We start from the raw sequence: 16,681 nt of genomic DNA, 5'->3' as shown, positions 1-16,681 counted from the left end.
ATTTATTCCTCATTCCAAGGTAATTTTTCTAAAAATTCCAACACGTCTTTTTCTAATTCGCGTCTTGCTGTGCCAACTGTAATCACATGACCGCTTTCAGGATACCATTGAAGTGTCACCCGTTGGCGGCTCAATTTGCGTGCCGTTTCAAATACACCATTTGGGTCGATCATTTCATCTTTCCCAGCTTGAGCTAAAAATATCGGCTGTTGGATATCTGATAGTCTACTTTCTGCGATTGCTGCTTGGTCTTGTATATCCATTAATTGATGTTCAGCTAACGAGCGATAAGACACTGCTTTTTCATTGATTTCTTTTTCAGATTTGCCTGCTATCTTCAGCACTTGACGTACATATTTTTCAAAATTTTCAGGCACGTTTGTTTTTACAGGAGACAGGGGCGAACAGAAAAAACCGCCGCCAATTACTGATTCTTCTTCTAGTGCCCGTACAGCAAAGATGCCACCCATTGATAGTCCCAATACGGCAATATCAGAAAACTGTTCAGACTGTAAAAAATGGATGGCTTTTTTAGTATCTGCCCACCAGATTTCTGCTTTTTCTTGCAAGATATCATATGGCTCCATCGTTCCATGTCCTTTAAATAGCGGCGCATAGACTGTATAATCTGCTTTTTCTAAAAACCGTGCGAGCATCCGGACATCATTTGGACTTCCTGAGTACGCATGAAGCAGCAAAACTGCTCGTTTTCCATGTTTTGCATAAAGGGGTTTTGGTAATTGTTTCACTCGTTTCACCTCTTTCGCCTCATTTTACCATAGTTTCTTTCATAACTTCTTCTTAAGCGTTCTCTTTGCAATAAAAAAAGCCGCCCGCCGTTGTGCGAGAGGCTTATTCGACTACTTCGAAGATAAAAATGCTAGGACAAATAATAAGATCATCCAGACAGCTCCCATGACTGCAGTTGATCGCTGCATGACAGCTTCAAAGCCGCGAGCTTTTTGTTTGCCGAATAGTTGATCCGCACCGCCGGTAAATGCACTCGCTGCACTATTTTGCTTGCTTGGCTGCATCATAATCGCAATGACCATAACAATTGATAAAACGATCACGATTCCCAAAATTAAATTATACATATAGCAGCCTCCTTCCCAAAAGATATCGTCTCTTTAACTTTATCATAGATAAAACTCCGTGACAACTCTATATAAATGGAAAAACAGCTGAAAGTGCAAAACTTTCAGCTGTTATTATTATGATTGGCGTAAGACGTCATGATATTCTGGTTTCTTCTCAAACTCTTTTTTGCGTAAGGGCATAAAGGGATGATCTTTTTCCCTTCACGTCTTGCTAGTTCTACTCCAGTATACACTAGCTTTTCAGCTAATTTTTGACCACGATATGCTGGATCGACAAATGTATGGTCAATGATCATGATGTCTGGCCCCGCATCCGACCATGTCATTTCTCCGATTTCTTGTTGCTCATCATTGAATAAAGCAAGACGATTTTTTTCCTCTTTGATTTCCATATGCCGCACTCCTCAAATAACTGATATTTTTTTATTCCTACCTTATTTTAACAGTCTCCTGGTCTATAAACAATTATTTATCCTCGGATTGCTTACAAAAAGGAAGAGGAAATCAATCCATCGTTATTCTTTGTTCAATAAATGAAAAAATCACTGTCCAATAGGTCTTCGGATCTTTCATCGATGCTTCCAAATGTTCTGCTTCTGGAACAAGCAGTAATGCTTTGTCCCCTGCCGTAGCGTTTTGAATCGTGTATGCTGCTTCTGTAGGAACAAAATGATCTCTTTCACTATGGATGACTAACAAAGGCAAATGGTTACTACCAAGCTGTCTTGTAGCTGATGCTTGCTTTAAAGAATAACCTGCGTATTTCTGAGCATAGTGATTCGCATATCTCATAATCATTTTTTTAGGAAAGACCGTGATTTTACTTAACATGTACCGAAATTCCGCATAAACAGAAACATATCCGCTGTCTAAGATAAATCCTTTGACTGCAGATGGAAGCTTTTCACCACTTGCCATCATAATTGTAGAAGCGCCCATTGAACCCCCGTGCAAAATAATGGATGCATCTGGTTGTTCATCTAAGATGAGTTGGATCCATGCAATTAAATCTAGCCGGTCTAGCCATCCCATTCCGATGATTTCTCCTTCACTTTCTCCATGCGCACGTAAATCGGGTATAAGAACGTTGAATCCTTTCTCTGCATATCTTTTACCTATATGAGACATATCTCTTTTCCCTGTACTTCGATAATCATGTACACAAATGACCCATTTATTCTGCTGAGTTGGTTGGATGAACATCTGTCCAGCTAGTTTCAACCCGTCATAGCTTTTGATCGTTTTCGGTATTCCTTGTTCCCAGAAGCTTTCACACTCTTCTTCTAATTTTTGTCGCTTTTTTTCTACTGACGTGACTGCAGCAGGATCCATCAAGCGGTGCCCAGTGTCTTCATACCAGTCATAGCCTCTCTGAACTCCCGCTCTTACTAATTTCTTTGCATAAAAATAAGAAAGAAAATGGTAACTGATTCCTATAATTATCAGAATAAGAATGAAATAAAAAATAACCATCGTACACCCGCCGCTTTCTGCCAAACTATAATCTATTTATTATACAATATACCGATCAATAGGATTCTTTTTCTTCGGCACACGTAAATTCCATTTCCTTTTCATTGTATCATTTACTTAAAGTTCTTCTCAATAGATTTACTTGTAAGAGAGCATTTACATTCACAATAAAAGCCAGTATACTAATTTCGTGCATTATAAACAAGACGCTCGTCTTGGACTGGTTCGGAAACTTCCCAGAATAAAAAACTAAGTATCTCTAAAGAAAGGAGATTGGAAATAATGCGAAAAGTAATTATTGATTGCGATCCAGGGATCGACGACACTTTAGCTTTATCACTAGCTGTCAAATCCCCTGATATCGAAGTAGTTGCTATTACCGTTGTTTGCGGGAATGTCCCTGTAGATATCGGTACGCAGAATGTGCTGAAATGTTTGGAACGCTGTGATCGTTTAGATATTCCTGTTTATCAAGGAATGGAAAAACCTTTGAAGCAACCTTTCATTAGTGCGCAAGACACTCATGGGTTGGATGGATTAGGGGACACAAATTTCCCGATGGTCTTAGCAAAACAGGCAGAATCGCTCCATGCAGTTGATTTTCTGGCTGATTATTTCAAAGAAAAAACAGATACATCAGTCATTGCTTTGGGTCCTTTGACCAATATCGCTTCTGCTTTGAAAAACAATCCATCTGTTGGAAAACATATGGATCGTTTTGTCTCAATGGGCGGAACTTACAAAAGCCATGGTAACTGTTCACCAGTTGCTGAATACAATTACTGGTGTGATCCTGAAGCAGCTTCTTATGTATTCGAGAAGCTCAAACAACCGATAGAAATGGTTGGGTTAGATGTGACAAGAGAAATCGTCTTGACACCGACTATCCTTGAATATTGCTGCCAAATGAATCCTGAAGAGGGAGAGTATCTAAAAACGATCACTCGTTTTTATTTTGACTTTCACTGGAAACAAGAAAGAATCTTGGGGTGTGTCATCAATGATCCGTTAGCTGTTGCTTATTTTATCGATGAGTCCATCTGTGAAGGCTTTAAAAGCTTCACTGCTGTAGAAACTGAAGGACTAAGTCGTGGACAAACATTGGTTGACCGTTATGAATTTTGGCAGAAACCTGCTAACAGTAAAATTATGACAAAAGTAGATACTCGTCTTTTTTTCCAAAAGTTTTTAACCGTTCTTTTAAATGCACAAGAAGAAACGATTATGAAAGATTTGGAAAGGTTAAAGATGGGCTGACAAAATGAATAAAAACAAGATGGCAACTCGCGTACTTACAATGATGGCTTTGTGTATTGGGATCAATTATGTTGGAGGAACGATTGCTTTATGGCTTCGTTTGCCAATCTATCTAGACTCTATTGGAACGATTTTTGCTGGCGCGTTACTTGGTCCCATACCAGGAATGTTGACAGGACTATCCAGTGGGGTATTAAGCGGGGTGACTACAGATATTTTTTCACTGTATTATTCACCGATCCAAATCCTCACAGGTTTGTTGGCTGGATTGATTTTACCAAGGTATCTCGACAAAGATAAAAAACGTTTGAAACTTTTATTACTCGCTTTGATTTTGTCTGTACCTGGAACGATTGTCTCTTCGAGCATTACCGTTCAGTTATTTGGCGGAATCACTTCCTCAGGATCTAGCATGATCGTCCAATTGTTACATGGGTTAGGTTTCGATCAAACCATCAGTGTGATCTTGGTACAGGCGGGCACAGACTACCTTGACCGTCTGCTATCTATCGTCGTTGTTACATTAGTCATCACTATGTTGCCGCAGCGCTTGATATATTCCAAGAGAAAAATAGGATGAACAAACAGAGCCAAATGAGCAAAAAGTTGCTCATCTGGCTCTATTTTTCATCGATTAAAAAAACTTACGCTAAGTAAGATAAAATAATGGCTTGATATTTTTCGATCATATCTAAATAATTATCGAGCTCGACATACTCATCTACTTGATGAGGCAAAGTAACGACACCAGGCCCAAAGACGACAAAATCGAAGGAGTGGTCAGCTTTTGTAAATTCGGCTGCATCTGTGGTTGCTGCCGCTCCAACTAAAGGTAATGGCTGACTGAATTGTTGCTGAATGCAATGAATCAAAGGAGAATCTGGATCAGCTTTGACAGGTATTTTGTTGTAATCGATCGTCAATTCCAAATGGTAGTCTGTCTCTTGATTCAATTCCTTGACGATTGATTGCAGTAATGTAATGATTTTATCATTTGGATATTCAGGAATCGATCGGATATTCCCTTGAAGCTGCGCGTGGCTCGGAATGCTGTTTACTTGATTGCCGCCGCTGATCAACGTGACATTATGGATTGTTTTTCCTAAGACGGGATTCTCGATTGTTTCAGCGAGGTAATTCATTTCAGCATTTGCTTTCGTAATGAATTCATTTAGATGATTGATCGCATTATAGCCTTGGTCTGGCATAGAGCTATGCGCTTCTTTTCCGTGCGAGATGACCGTATAGTTGATTGATCCCATGTGTGTGTACATCAAACTGTAATTAGTTGGCTCTCCGATGATCAAGGCATCTAAGTCATCCACATAGCCTGCTTTCGTGAGCTGTTCCCCACCTAATTCACCCACTTCTTCTCCGACAGTGGCTAATAATTTGACTGTTCCGTTAAATGGTTTTCCTGACTCTTTGAGCTCGATCATGGCAATCACCATCGCCGCCAAGCCACTCTTCATATCTGTAGCACCACGTCCATACAAACGATTCCCATGGATTTCTGCTGCAAAGGGCGCATAGGTCCAAGACGATTCATTCCCCGCCGCCACGACATCCATATGACCAGATAGGCCTAACACTTTTCCTGATTGCCCTTTTTGGAATTGAGCAATCAGATTATCTCTACCATTACTGTAAGAAACGATTTCACCTATTATGCCATGTTTTTCCAAAATCTTATTCAAATAAGCTGCTACTTCGCCTTCGTTCCCATTCACTGATTTTATTCGGATGATCTCTTGTAAAATCGCAATTTTTTCTTCTTTTTTCATCTAATCTTCTCCTTTGCTGTTTCTTTTATTGTATTGGAGTGCACCTAGATTTACAAATAAGAGAGGCCACAGAAAAAAAGGGCGTGACAAAAGCAGCGTCACATTCCCCTTTTCCAAGTAAATGGCTTTCCAATTCTTGCCTCTACGCTAGTAAATCCAACCAAGTAAAAAAACAAGAGAAGCTACTTCGTTGAACTGTTCTTCTATAGTCAAATCATTTTATTCCTCATCATTGAAAATAAGAGTATCACATGATCTATAGCTACTCCTACTTACGTAATAACCACGTAGCCAATTATTTTCTTCAAGAGAGTAGTCATATTCATACACATACACACTATTCCTTACCATGAAAAAAATACTGACACCGCCTCTACCACTTTTCGTATCTTTCACCACTCTTGAAATAAAAATATCATAATCGGTTAATTGGTATTCCTCCTCTAATAATTGATACAGTGCTCGTGTAGCTATATGTTTCTTGATTGGAAATTGATAGAGCCATGTACCCCCTAACAGTAAACCTATCGAAATAAAAATCTTAGAACAGTAATTTCTTTTTTTAGAAATCCTCCTTCTCATCATCAATTCTCCCATGTTAAGATATGGATCGCTCTTTCATCAAAATAATCAGGAAGATCGTATGGCAAAGCAATAAGCGGCTGATACATCCCTCCTACTTGCACGGCAGCCGAAGCATACCAGTAAGCTTGCCAGACGATTTTAGAACAGTAAGTCGGATCCATCCCAAAAATATTTGTAGTTATCCCATATTTATAATTTTTATCATTGTAATTATCTAAATTTTTTCATTTTTCTGTCTCCCTGTTCAAATGATTTTTATCGAAAGAGGAAGATTGCCATCCCCTTTTTGAAGAGAATCATCCTATCCGAGCGTAAAAGGATATGAATGAAACGAAGACTGCTTCCTCCTCTCTTATTGTTCTATCCTTAAAAGGTCCTATACGATGTTATCTCTTGATCACTGATTTTTTTCGATACGATTGTCTCGTATCGATATTTGTAAATATTATATACAGAAGCCAGTTACAAAAATAAAATTATGAGTTATTTTTAATAAATACGGATATTTATATAATAGGGTTTATATGATATATATAAATAAACAGTTGTTATTATAATAATTTATGTACTCTCCCGATTTTTCTGTTCTTAAAAAAGAGATTTATTCATCAAATGATTTTCACAACAAAAAAACTCTCTACTTGCTGAAATCAGCAGGTAGAGAGTCTGATTACTTAACTAAGTGATCATGCTCGTCTATCTTTCAATCGGTCGATCATGTATCTTCATTAGAAAAGAATTATTTGTTTTTCAAGTTGTAGAAAGATTTCAAACCTTTGTATTCTGCAACTTCACCAAGTTGGTCTTCGATACGTAGTAATTGATTGTATTTAGCAATACGGTCAGTACGTGATAGAGAACCTGTTTTGATTTGACCAGCGTTTGTTGCAACAGCGATATCAGAGATTGTTGAATCTTCTGTTTCACCAGAACGGTGAGATACAACTGCTGTGTAGCCAGCTTCTTTAGCCATTTCGATAGCTTCGAAAGTTTCTGTTAATGTACCGATTTGGTTCACTTTGATAAGGATTGAGTTAGCAATTCCTTTTTCGATACCTTCAGATAATTTTTGAGTGTTTGTTACGAACAAGTCGTCACCAACTAATTGAACTTTGTCGCCTAATACGTCAGTTAATTTCTTGAATCCGTCCCAGTCGTTTTCGTCTAATCCATCTTCGATTGAGATGATTGGATATTTAGAAACTAATTCTTCGTAGAATTTGATCATTTCGTCAGTTGTTTTTTCGCCTTCGCCTGAGTCAGCTAGTACGTAAACGCCTTTTTCTTTGTCGTAGAATTCTGAAGAAGCAGCATCCATAGCAAGAACAACGTCTTTACCAGGTACATAGCCAGCTTTTTCGATTGCTTCGATGATTACTTCGAAACCTTCTTCGTTTGAACCAAGGTTTGGAGCAAATCCACCTTCGTCACCAACAGAAGTTGCTAATCCGCGAGCTTTCAAGATTGAAGCTAATGCGTGGAATACTTCAGCACCCATACGTAGAGCTTCTTTGAATGTTGGAGCGCCAACAGGCATGATCATGAATTCTTGGAAGTCGATTGAGTTATCAGCATGTGATCCGCCGTTGATGATGTTCATCATTGGTGTTGGCAATACTTTCGTGTTGAATCCGCCTAGGTAGTGGTATAAAGGTACTTCTAGGTAGTCAGCAGCTGCACGTGCAACAGCGATAGAAACACCTAAAATAGCGTTCGCACCTAATTTACCTTTGTTAGGAGTTCCGTCTAAAGCGATCATAGCTTTGTCGATAGCCATTTGGTCACGAACATCGTAGCCAATGATTGCTTCAGCAATGATGTTGTTTACGTTGTCGACAGCTTTAGTTACACCTTTACCGCCATAACGAGCTTTGTCTCCGTCACGTAATTCAACTGCTTCGTATTCACCAGTTGAAGCACCTGAAGGAACCATTCCGCGGCCAAAAGCTCCGCTTTCTGTGTATACTTCTACTTCGATTGTTGGGTTACCACGTGAGTCTAAGATCTCGCGAGCGTAAACATCAGTAATAATTGACATGTTTTGTCTCTCCTTTGAGTTTGTTTTTTCCTAAGGGATTTCCCTCATATACGATTTTAGTTAATTTTGCTCATTAGTGCAAACATTTCTTGCATTTTTCGCAAATTTTCATCAATTATTTTACAGCGTCTAACAATGACAAGAATGAATCTGCTTGCAAGCTTGCGCCGCCGACTAAAGCACCGTCAACATTTTCTTTTGCCATGTATTCAGCAATATTTTCTGGTTTTACAGAACCGCCGTATTGGATACGAACAGCTTCTGATACTTCTTTTCCATAAAGTTTTTCAACTGTTTGACGTACAACACCACAAATTTCGTCAGCGATTTGTGCGTCAGCTGATTTACCAGTACCGATTGCCCAGATTGGTTCATAAGCAATCACCATGTTTGACACTTGCTCAGCTGAAAGATCAGCTAAACCAGCTGTAATTTGTCCTTCGATCCATTCAGCAGTTTTGCCTGCTTCATATGTTTCTAAAGATTCGCCACAGCATAAGATTGGTGTCATACCGTTTGCAAAGATAGCTTTTGCTTTTTTATTGATGTCTTCGTCTGTTTCATGGAAATATTCACGACGTTCTGAATGTCCGATGATCACATAGTGAACACCTAGATCAGCAAGAGCTGCTGGTGAAGTTTCACCAGTGAACGCACCTGAGTTTTCCCAGTAGCAGTTTTGTGCTGAGATTTTTAGTTCTGTACCTTCAGCTGATGTCATTAATTCTTGTAAGAATAATGCAGGAGATCCGATGACTGAATCAACCTTGTCATTTGAAGGGATTTTGTTTTTTACTGCTTCAGCAAATTCTTTTGCTTCGGATGCAGTTTTGTTCATTTTCCAGTTACCTGCGATAATAGGTTTACGCATTGAGGAACACACTCCTTAATTTATTGAAAAATGGCTAGGGAGTCATGAAAACTCCCTTCACCTTTTGATCGATTACTCGTCAGAATAGAGCAAAATTGGCTGTTTATTTATCGTTGATTGCTGCTAGTCCTGGTAATTCTTTACCTTCAAGCAATTCCAAGCTTGCGCCGCCACCTGTTGAGATGTGTGTGAATTTGTCAGCAAAACCTAATTGTTCTGCTGCTGCAGCTGAGTCTCCTCCGCCGATGATTGTTGTTGCGCCTTCTAAGTTAGCGATTGCTTCACAAACACCGATTGTACCTTTAGCAAAGTTACTCATTTCAAATACACCCATAGGTCCGTTCCAAACAACTGTTTTTGCACCTTGTAATGTATCAGCAAATAATTTTACTGATGCTGGGCCGATGTCTAAAGCCATCAAACCGTCAGGAATGTCTCCTTCGATTACTTGTGTTTCTACATCATTTGAAAATTCTGGTGCACAGACATTGTCGATTGGCAAGACAAGTTTGTCGCCTGCTTTTTCGATCAATTCTTTTGCTAGTTCTACTTTGTCAGCTTCTACTAGAGAGTTACCGATCTTGATTCCTTTTGCTTCGTAGAATGTGTAAGTCATTCCGCCACCAATCAAGATTTTGTCTGCTTTAGGAATCAAGTTTTCGATTACGCCGATTTTATCAGAAACTTTTGCGCCACCAAGGATTGCGATCATTGGGCGTTTTGGTTCTTCTACTGCTTCACCGATGAACTTGATTTCTTTTTCCATCAAGAATCCAGCAACTGTTGGGATACCAGTTGAAGCGATACCTACGTTAGAAGCATGCGCACGGTGAGCTGTACCGAAAGCATCGTTAACAAATACATCACCTAATGAAGCCCAGTATTTACCTAGCTCTGTATCGTTTTTGCTTTCTTTTTTACCATCAACATCTTCAAAACGTGTGTTTTCAAATACGACAACGTCGCCATCTTTCATGTTGCGGATTGCTTCTTCTAATTGTTCTCCGCGAGTTTCAGGTACGAATGTTACTTCTTTACCTAATAATTCGCCTAGACGTTTTGCAACTGGAGCTAAAGATTTTCCTTCTTTATCTTCTTCTGTTTTTACACGTCCAAGGTGAGAGAAAAGGATTGCTTTTCCGCCTTGTTCTAAAACGTAGTTGATTGTTGGCAATGCTGCTTTGATACGAGTGTCGTCAGTGATCACGCCGTCTTTCAAAGGAACATTGAAGTCAACACGGACAAGAACTTTTTTGTCTTTTAAATCGATATCTTTCACTGTTTTCTTAGCCATTTTATTTCCTCCTGAATAAACTTATTATCAAAAAAAGCGGAAGAAGCGCGATTGCTTCCCCGCTTTTAAATGTACATGTCTATCATTTACACTTGTACGTTTGTCTATCTTATAAGTTAGCGAAGTATTCTAAAGTACGTACTAATTGTGCAGTGTATGACATTTCGTTGTCGTACCAAGCAACAGTTTTAACTAATTGTTTGTCGCCAACTGTCATTACTTTAGTTTGTGTAGCATCAAATAATGAACCGTAAGTCATACCAACGATATCTGAAGAAACGATTTCGTCTGTGTTGTATCCGTAAGATTCGTTTGAAGCTTCTTTCATTGCTGCGTTGATTTCGTCAACAGTTACTTCTTTTTCAAGAACTGTTACTAATTCTGTTAATGAACCTGTTGGTACAGGAACACGTTGAGCAGCTCCGTCTAATTTACCGTTCAATTCAGGGATTACTAAACCGATAGCTTTAGCAGCACCTGTTGAGTTAGGAACGATGTTTGCAGCAGCAGCGCGTGCACGGCGGAAGTCACCTTTAGGATGAGGTCCGTCTAGAGTCATTTGGTCACCTGTGTAAGCGTGGATAGTTGTCATTAATCCTTCAACAACACCAAATTTGTCGTTCAATGTTTTAGCCATAGGAGCTAAACAGTTAGTTGTACATGAAGCACCTGAGATAACTGTTTCTTTACCAGTTAATGTTTCGTGGTTTGTGTTATAAACGATTGTTGGAACATCGTTTCCGCCAGGAGCAGAGATAACAACGCGTTTAGCACCAGCTGTCAAATGTTTTTCAGCTGCTGATTTAGAAGTGAAGAAACCAGTACATTCTAGAACGATATCTACGCCTAGTTCGCCCCATGGTAATTCTTCTGGGTTGCGGTTAGCTAATACTTTAACTTCTTTTCCGTTTACGTTGAATGAACCTTCATGAACTTCAACTGTTCCGTTGAAACGTCCTTGAGTTGTGTCGTATTTTAACAAGTGTGCCAACATTTTAGCATCTGTCAAGTCGTTAATTGCTACTACTTCGATTCCATCTACATCTTGGATACGACGGAATGCTAGACGTCCAATACGTCCAAAACCATTAATACCTACTTTAACTGTCATTTAAGATTTCCTCCTTATGAAAATCAAAAAAATATTTATTTTAAAGGGTTACCCCTTTTAAAATCTCGTTTGCAGCAGCTTCATCAGTGATGAGCCACGTTTGTTTTGGTGCATTTTTCATATAAGCTCGAATTGCTTTGGCTTTTGATTTTCCGCCCGCTATCGCCATGATGATTGGGACTTTCGCCAAATCTTGCAATTCTATGCCAATCCTAGGGACCTTATAAACAACTTCACCTTTTTCATTGAAAAAGTAGCCAAAGGATTCCGCTACAGCATTTGCTTGTTTCAGCATGACTAATTCTTTTTCAGTCATCTTTCGACGTGCTGCCATGTGTAATGCACGCCCAATACTATGAATAACACAATTCGCCTCACTAATCAAGTTTAAGACTTCTTGGATAGATGGCTCATTGAGTAAAGAATTGTAAGTTGCCAGACTTAATTGCTCCGGAACATAAAGTGCACGGTGGTTTCCGTTTGCTTTGGCAGCCATTCTTGCACTGACAGAATTTGCCTGTACAGTTATCGCTTCACCGATCCCGCCTCTTGCAGGGACAAATAGGTTATGCCGTTTTTTATTTTCCAGATTAGACAACTGTTCTGCTACAACTGCCATGGTGGTTCCTCCCATCACAGCGATGATATTCTCGCCTTCCGGAAGCAGTCGGTCTAAGGCTTCACTCAGCGCTTCGCCGAATGCATCAGCCACTTTGGTTTGCTCTTCGCTGTTTCCTGAAACAACGATACAGCGCTGATTACCAAAATATTCTGCCAACTGTTGTTCGGTTTGATGCGTACCTAAAAGCTGATCCATGAAGTTTTCAAGACTTTGATAAACTTCTTCACCCTTAGTTGTCAGCGTCATACCGCTTTTTGAGGTATCGATCAAATTCAGATTTTTCAAAAGGTCTGTTTCTGTTCGCAATACTCGTTCTGTTATCCCCATACTTTCTGATAAACTTCGACGTCCAATCGGCTGCATCCAATAGATATTTCGTAAAATTTTATAGCGTTCTTGCAACACTTCGATAATATCTGGTGCAACAGATTCAATCATTTTTATTTCATCTAGCATAGCGATCTCCTTAGTTGGACACTTTGCGTCCAATGTAGACTTAAAACGACCCATATACGATAAAAAAAAGAAATTAACTTTTCGAATTTCACATCAATAAAGGGAAATCTCAACCTCACGACTGTTAGTCTAACAGTTTTGCTTTCGTTTTTCAACTAAAAAGATCAGAAAAAGTAAAATACTTTTTCTGATTTTTTGGATGATTAATTATCATAACGTTTTCTTTTTGATGAACTCGGGATTCCTAATAAATCACGGTATTTTGCTACTGTCCGTCTTGAGATCGCTATCTCATCTTTTTTCAGCAATTCAACCAATTTCTGGTCCGACAACGGCTTGCTTTTGTCTTCTTGATCAACTAATTCCTGCAACTTTTTCTTCGCAGTATCTGCCGAAAGATCTTCTGTCTGTTCTGCACCGTTAGTAGGGATTCTTGCAGTGAAAAATTTCTTTAACTCAAATACACCGAAATCTGTTTCCAAATATTTCCCGTTGACTGCTCGACTGACCGTAGATTCATGCACATTTATCTCGGTCGCAACTTCCTTTAACGTAAGAGGTTTGATGGGCCGCTCCTTGTCGATAAAGAAAGCTTTTTGCCGAGAAACAATGACTTGAGCAACCCGCAAAATTGTATCCCCGCGTTGGAGGATCGTTTTCTTCAACCATTCGAATTCCTGTTTCCGTTCTTTTAAATAATTTTCAGTTTCTTTATCTGCTTGTTGTGACATTTGCTTGAAGTAGGTCTCTTGAAATCGGATATTCGGTTGTTTTTTTCGGTTTGAGATGACTTGTACATTTCCATCGTCCACTAATACCCGGACATCAGGAATAATGTACAATTCGCTACTACGGTCGAAAATTCGTCCAGGACTTGGGCTCAACGTTTGCAAATAGTCGAATATTTGCTGAACAGCGTGTAAATCAACAGAAAAACGCTGCGCAATCTCTTTCCATTTTCGCTCCACCAATTGCTCAAAACATTCTTCTAGCACGATGTAGGCTAGTTCCGGCGCATAATCATCCCGTTCCGTTTGAAGCATGAGACATTCTTGCAAACTACGTGCACCTACTCCAGCTGGTTCTAATTGCTGGATCAGTGTCAACGCATCGAGCATTTGGATAGGCGTCGCTCCGATCTCTTTTCCAGCTTCCTCTAAACTAATCGTCAAAAATCCGTTCAAATCGATGTATTCTACAAGATAAAGAACGATTTTCCTTAAAAAAGTATCTCGGTAATTCAAGTGGGCTTGTTCGATCAATGAATCAAATAAAGACCCTTTTGTATCAGGAATCTGATTTAGGTAATTTGTCTCTTCTCCATCATAAGAAGATGAAGAAGCTTTTATGTAATCTGGCTGCCATTCCGGCTCAACAACTTCCACCAATGGGTTTTCCATTGCTTGGTTCTCAACGAATGCCAACAGCTCTTCACTGTTATATTGTAAAACTTGGATGGACTGCTGCAACTGTTGCGTCATGGCTAGTTTCTGTGTCTGCTGCTGTTTTTGTGAAAAATTTTGCTCAAATTTCATTTTTTTGTCCAATCCCCTTGTAATTTTTTATCTGTTTAGTTACAATTATCCCAGTGCTTGCGTCCTTAGTGTAGTGGATATCACGTAAGATTCCGGTTCTTGAGACGGGGGTTCGATTCCCTCAGGACGCGTTCTATTTTTTTATAGTAGGATTCACGACACTTTCTACCAGAGACGGAAAGTGTCTTTTTTTTTTTGCTTTTCCTAAAATTTGCCTACCCATTAATTCCTACCCTCAACGTTACGCAAGTCACTTTTATTTTTGAAATGCTGATGTTTGAATGTCTTCCATAACAACATGCTAAAGTAGATACGCACTTATTATACCTGTTCATCTAACCACTTATCAATCACATTTCGACTAAATCACCAGAATCTATTCACTCCAACATAAAATGTACATATAATTGACTTTTATCCCTTTTGTTTATGGACATATTCTAACACTTCTAATTTTTTGTTGATTCATCTCTTTTGTATGAATAACTTTATTTTCAAGTTAAATCATCTTGTTTATACACTAAAGTTTGAATAAGGTTAAATATTACAGCTACTTGGTTAATTGTATCATTTAGATTGTTGAACGTATTTTTGTTTTATTATTAATTTATCGAATTTGGTGATAAAACATTGATTCGACGATCTTAATGCTTGGCAATTTCGAGTCTACAGTATAACTGACATACGTATAACTTTAAACATGATTAGGGATGATCCTTTTTTGTTTGATAACAAGACTTGCCATTCGAAATTAATCCTTGCTCTAGGAATGGGTGCAGATATATTCATTCTTTTAGTGTGGTTAATACCAACAATCAACTACTTTAGGACGTGATTTTACTATGAACAATCATTTAAGTATCCATTCTCTTTCAAAAAAATATAAAAATAGTAGTAATTTTGCCAATAAAAATATAACTATCGTTTTTTCCCCTGGAGAAATTGTTGCTGTAACTGGACACAACGGTGCAGGAAAAACAACTTTCTTAAATCAAATCATAGGCGTAACAAAACCTACTTCCGGTAGTATTACTTTTCAAGGCCATTCTTTAGATAAAAACTGGAAAATGGCTAGGCAATTTGCAGCAATGATGCCCCAATTTCATGCACCATTAGATGGGGTTACCATGCAACAGTCTATTGAAGCTATTTTAAGGATACGAGGATTGAATAAATCTGATACCCAGACTCACGTTATAGAGATTATGCAAGAACTTAAAATTTCGAAATGGGCACATGTACAAGGGCAGAAACTATCAGGCGGATTGCGAAGGCTTACTTCATTTGCCATGTCTATTGTTGCCCCTCCACCAATCTTACTGCTTGATGAACCTACAAATGATGTTGATCCGATAAGAAGAAAAATCATTTGGAATTCCTTAAGAAAATTAGCTCAAAAAGGACACATTGTAATTGTGGTAACTCACAATTTACTCGAAGTAGATCAATATGCAGATAGATATCTACTCTTTGATAAGGGAACTTTGATTAAAGATGCGTATGTTCGCGAATCGTTAGAAAAAACGTTGATCCAAATGCACCTTGTACTATTCTCTGATAAGGAATTTGAAATGCAAGAATTACCTAGAAATATTGGCTGTATCTTACAAAAGGGTGAGTTACGTTACGATGTCACTTTGTCACAAGAACAAGTAGTTGATGCAATGATATGGATTAATGAAAAGATTTCATCAAGAGAAGTAACGAACTATAGCTTATCACCTCAAACATTAGAAAACACATACGGAGGATTAACGAATGAAAAATAAGCAAAGCTACGATTCCTATTCACGCCCTTCCGATAGTTGATTATTTCAATTATACGCTTTACTTAGATGGAGTCTAGTAAGATACAAGGTACTTTTGCCAGTCTTTACAGTGGCCCAACTGCTACTATCATTAGCAATTGTTTACGGACTCACTTTTTTAATTCCTACAATGGATGATACAACCGCTGTCTATTTATCCTCTGGTGCAATAGTACTTGGGATTATTGCTGTTGGGGGCGTCTTATCGGCACAGATAGTAAGCACTGCTAAGCAAAATGGGATCGTTTCTTATCAAAGAACACTGCCCGTTTCCCGATTCAATCTCCTATTGGCTGATTTTATTATCTGGGGATTCGCTTCTTTACCAGGAATCCTGATGTCTTTTCTTGCTTCATCCCTAAAATTTGGTCTAGCGATTCATTTTTCTGTCCTGTCTGTCGCTTTATTGATTTTAGCTCAAATGTCGATGATTTCTTACCTTTTGTCCCAACAGCCAATTTGATTCGTACTTCTTTTTTTGGCTCTGGATTTATTCAACTAAAAAATATCCTAACAGTTAGTATTTGGTTAATCATCACCGGCGCATTGTCATTAAGAGCACTATCACGGAGGAATTGAAGATTTTGAGAAGAATTGAAATAGCTGAATTATATAAAACCACCTCTATCACTGCTGTTATAAACATTATAGGTGTTTCAAATATTGTCGTTTTAGGTGTATTGAATTACACAATATTAACATTTATACTGTCAGTTTTTATCGCTCTGATTATTGGAATGACACTAA

15 protein-coding genes, 1 tRNA gene, 2 pseudogenes and 1 riboswitch are annotated in these 16,681 nt (G+C 38.6%); of the genes and pseudogenes, 5 read left to right on the top strand and 13 right to left on the bottom strand.

Annotated elements, in window-relative coordinates:
- Nucleotides 1-2: 2 nt before the first annotated feature.
- From FTX43_RS08355 to FTX43_RS08340, 4 genes and pseudogenes are all read right to left on the bottom strand, one after another.
- A complete protein-coding gene (locus tag FTX43_RS08355; protein WP_002308573.1) occupies nucleotides 3-758 on the bottom strand; it encodes a carboxylesterase in 756 nt (251 codons plus the stop codon).
- Between the two features lie 102 nt (nucleotides 759-860).
- Nucleotides 861-1,097, bottom strand: coding sequence for a preprotein translocase subunit SecG (gene secG, locus FTX43_RS08350; protein WP_002292802.1), 237 nt, complete (start codon nucleotides 1,095-1,097; stop codon nucleotides 861-863).
- 117 nt (nucleotides 1,098-1,214) lie between these two features.
- A pseudogene (locus tag FTX43_RS08345) lies at nucleotides 1,215-1,492 on the bottom strand (GNAT family N-acetyltransferase).
- A 112-nt stretch (nucleotides 1,493-1,604) separates the two neighbouring features.
- Nucleotides 1,605-2,573: an alpha/beta hydrolase gene (locus FTX43_RS08340; RefSeq protein ID WP_002313487.1), complete on the bottom strand. Its 969-nt coding sequence runs from the start codon at nucleotides 2,571-2,573 to the stop codon at nucleotides 1,605-1,607.
- Between the two features lie 214 nt (nucleotides 2,574-2,787).
- A riboswitch (PreQ1 riboswitch) is annotated at nucleotides 2,788-2,832 on the top strand.
- Nucleotides 2,833-2,855: 23 nt separating this feature from the next.
- On the opposite strand from FTX43_RS08340, the gene FTX43_RS08335 reads away from it, so the two are divergent.
- Both FTX43_RS08335 and FTX43_RS08330 read left to right on the top strand, forming a co-directional pair.
- The gene (locus FTX43_RS08335) at nucleotides 2,856-3,830 is read left to right on the top strand and encodes a nucleoside hydrolase (protein ID WP_002316429.1); all 975 of its coding nucleotides are present in this window, start codon (nucleotides 2,856-2,858) and stop codon (nucleotides 3,828-3,830) included.
- 4 nt (nucleotides 3,831-3,834) lie between these two features.
- Nucleotides 3,835-4,410 carry an ECF transporter S component gene (locus FTX43_RS08330; protein WP_002308568.1) on the top strand — a complete coding sequence of 192 codons (576 nt, stop codon included), beginning with the start codon at nucleotides 3,835-3,837 and terminating at the stop codon, nucleotides 4,408-4,410.
- 64 nt (nucleotides 4,411-4,474) lie between these two features.
- On the opposite strand, the gene FTX43_RS08325 is transcribed toward FTX43_RS08330, so the two are convergent.
- From FTX43_RS08325 to rpoN, 9 genes are all read right to left on the bottom strand, one after another.
- On the bottom strand, nucleotides 4,475-5,614 hold the full coding sequence (locus FTX43_RS08325) for an ArgE/DapE family deacylase (RefSeq protein ID WP_002313485.1): 1,140 nt from the start codon (nucleotides 5,612-5,614) through the stop codon (nucleotides 4,475-4,477).
- A gap of 219 nt (nucleotides 5,615-5,833) precedes the next feature.
- Nucleotides 5,834-6,196 (bottom strand): hypothetical protein, encoded by a 363-nt coding sequence (locus FTX43_RS08320; protein WP_002346068.1) that lies wholly within the window; start codon nucleotides 6,194-6,196, stop codon nucleotides 5,834-5,836.
- Between the two features lie 2 nt (nucleotides 6,197-6,198).
- Complete coding sequence (locus FTX43_RS14915) at nucleotides 6,199-6,360, bottom strand: hypothetical protein (RefSeq protein WP_002292811.1); 162 nt, start codon at nucleotides 6,358-6,360, stop codon at nucleotides 6,199-6,201.
- A 578-nt stretch (nucleotides 6,361-6,938) separates the two neighbouring features.
- Nucleotides 6,939-8,237, bottom strand: a complete 1,299-nt coding sequence (eno, locus tag FTX43_RS08315) for a phosphopyruvate hydratase (RefSeq protein WP_002292812.1) — start codon at nucleotides 8,235-8,237, stop codon at nucleotides 6,939-6,941.
- 115 nt (nucleotides 8,238-8,352) lie between these two features.
- A complete protein-coding gene (tpiA, locus tag FTX43_RS08310; RefSeq protein WP_002292815.1) occupies nucleotides 8,353-9,108 on the bottom strand; it encodes a triose-phosphate isomerase in 756 nt (251 codons plus the stop codon).
- Between the two features lie 103 nt (nucleotides 9,109-9,211).
- Nucleotides 9,212-10,402 (bottom strand): phosphoglycerate kinase, encoded by a 1,191-nt coding sequence (locus FTX43_RS08305; RefSeq protein WP_002292817.1) that lies wholly within the window; start codon nucleotides 10,400-10,402, stop codon nucleotides 9,212-9,214.
- Between the two features lie 109 nt (nucleotides 10,403-10,511).
- The gene (gap, locus tag FTX43_RS08300; protein ID WP_002292818.1) at nucleotides 10,512-11,513 is read right to left on the bottom strand and encodes a type I glyceraldehyde-3-phosphate dehydrogenase; all 1,002 of its coding nucleotides are present in this window, start codon (nucleotides 11,511-11,513) and stop codon (nucleotides 10,512-10,514) included.
- 40 nt (nucleotides 11,514-11,553) lie between these two features.
- Nucleotides 11,554-12,645, bottom strand: coding sequence for a sugar-binding transcriptional regulator (locus FTX43_RS08295; protein ID WP_002316430.1), 1,092 nt, complete (start codon nucleotides 12,643-12,645; stop codon nucleotides 11,554-11,556).
- Nucleotides 12,646-12,794: 149 nt separating this feature from the next.
- Nucleotides 12,795-14,126 carry an RNA polymerase factor sigma-54 gene (gene rpoN / locus FTX43_RS08290; RefSeq protein ID WP_147606982.1) on the bottom strand — a complete coding sequence of 444 codons (1,332 nt, stop codon included), beginning with the start codon at nucleotides 14,124-14,126 and terminating at the stop codon, nucleotides 12,795-12,797.
- Between the two features lie 59 nt (nucleotides 14,127-14,185).
- Between rpoN and FTX43_RS08285 the strand changes: the two genes are divergently transcribed.
- The 3 genes and pseudogenes from FTX43_RS08285 (at nucleotide 14,186) to FTX43_RS08270 (ending at nucleotide 16,513) form a co-directional block, all read left to right on the top strand.
- Nucleotides 14,186-14,257, top strand: a tRNA-Arg gene (locus tag FTX43_RS08285).
- 711 nt (nucleotides 14,258-14,968) lie between these two features.
- Nucleotides 14,969-15,895 carry an ABC transporter ATP-binding protein gene (locus tag FTX43_RS08275; protein ID WP_002313483.1) on the top strand — a complete coding sequence of 309 codons (927 nt, stop codon included), beginning with the start codon at nucleotides 14,969-14,971 and terminating at the stop codon, nucleotides 15,893-15,895.
- Nucleotides 15,885-16,513, top strand: a pseudogene (locus FTX43_RS08270) (ABC transporter permease). Before FTX43_RS08275 ends, FTX43_RS08270 begins: the two are co-directional and overlap by 11 nt.
- Nucleotides 16,514-16,681: the final 168 nt, after the last annotated feature.

Origin of the sequence: Enterococcus sp. DA9 (genome assembly GCF_008000875.1) — a bacterium.
Classification (GTDB): Bacteria; Bacillota; Bacilli; order Lactobacillales; family Enterococcaceae; genus Enterococcus_B; species Enterococcus_B lactis.
The sequence above is the reverse complement of the archived record's forward strand: the minus strand, read 5'-3'. Positions and strand labels throughout refer to the sequence as shown.

What these genes read in the sequence shown, in the direction of transcription:
- FTX43_RS08275 (WP_002313483.1), top strand. Translation starts at nt 14,969, where the DNA reads ATGAACAATCATTTAAGTATCCATTCTCTTTCAAAAAAATATAAAAAT.
- FTX43_RS08340 (WP_002313487.1), bottom strand. Translation starts at nt 2,573, where the DNA reads ATGGTTATTTTTTATTTCATTCTTATTCTGATAATTATAGGAATCAGT.
- FTX43_RS08305 (WP_002292817.1), bottom strand. Translation starts at nt 10,402, where the DNA reads ATGGCTAAGAAAACAGTGAAAGATATCGATTTAAAAGACAAAAAAGTT.
- FTX43_RS08320 (WP_002346068.1), bottom strand. Translation starts at nt 6,196, where the DNA reads ATGAGAAGGAGGATTTCTAAAAAAAGAAATTACTGTTCTAAGATTTTT.
- FTX43_RS08330 (WP_002308568.1), top strand. Translation starts at nt 3,835, where the DNA reads ATGAATAAAAACAAGATGGCAACTCGCGTACTTACAATGATGGCTTTG.
- FTX43_RS14915 (WP_002292811.1), bottom strand. Translation starts at nt 6,360, where the DNA reads ATGGATCCGACTTACTGTTCTAAAATCGTCTGGCAAGCTTACTGGTAT.
- FTX43_RS08325 (WP_002313485.1), bottom strand. Translation starts at nt 5,614, where the DNA reads ATGAAAAAAGAAGAAAAAATTGCGATTTTACAAGAGATCATCCGAATA.
- eno (WP_002292812.1), bottom strand. Translation starts at nt 8,237, where the DNA reads ATGTCAATTATTACTGATGTTTACGCTCGCGAGATCTTAGACTCACGT.
- FTX43_RS08335 (WP_002316429.1), top strand. Translation starts at nt 2,856, where the DNA reads ATGCGAAAAGTAATTATTGATTGCGATCCAGGGATCGACGACACTTTA.
- tpiA (WP_002292815.1), bottom strand. Translation starts at nt 9,108, where the DNA reads ATGCGTAAACCTATTATCGCAGGTAACTGGAAAATGAACAAAACTGCA.
- FTX43_RS08295 (WP_002316430.1), bottom strand. Translation starts at nt 12,645, where the DNA reads ATGGGTCGTTTTAAGTCTACATTGGACGCAAAGTGTCCAACTAAGGAG.
- gap (WP_002292818.1), bottom strand. Translation starts at nt 11,513, where the DNA reads ATGACAGTTAAAGTAGGTATTAATGGTTTTGGACGTATTGGACGTCTA.
- secG (WP_002292802.1), bottom strand. Translation starts at nt 1,097, where the DNA reads ATGTATAATTTAATTTTGGGAATCGTGATCGTTTTATCAATTGTTATG.
- rpoN (WP_147606982.1), bottom strand. Translation starts at nt 14,126, where the DNA reads ATGAAATTTGAGCAAAATTTTTCACAAAAACAGCAGCAGACACAGAAA.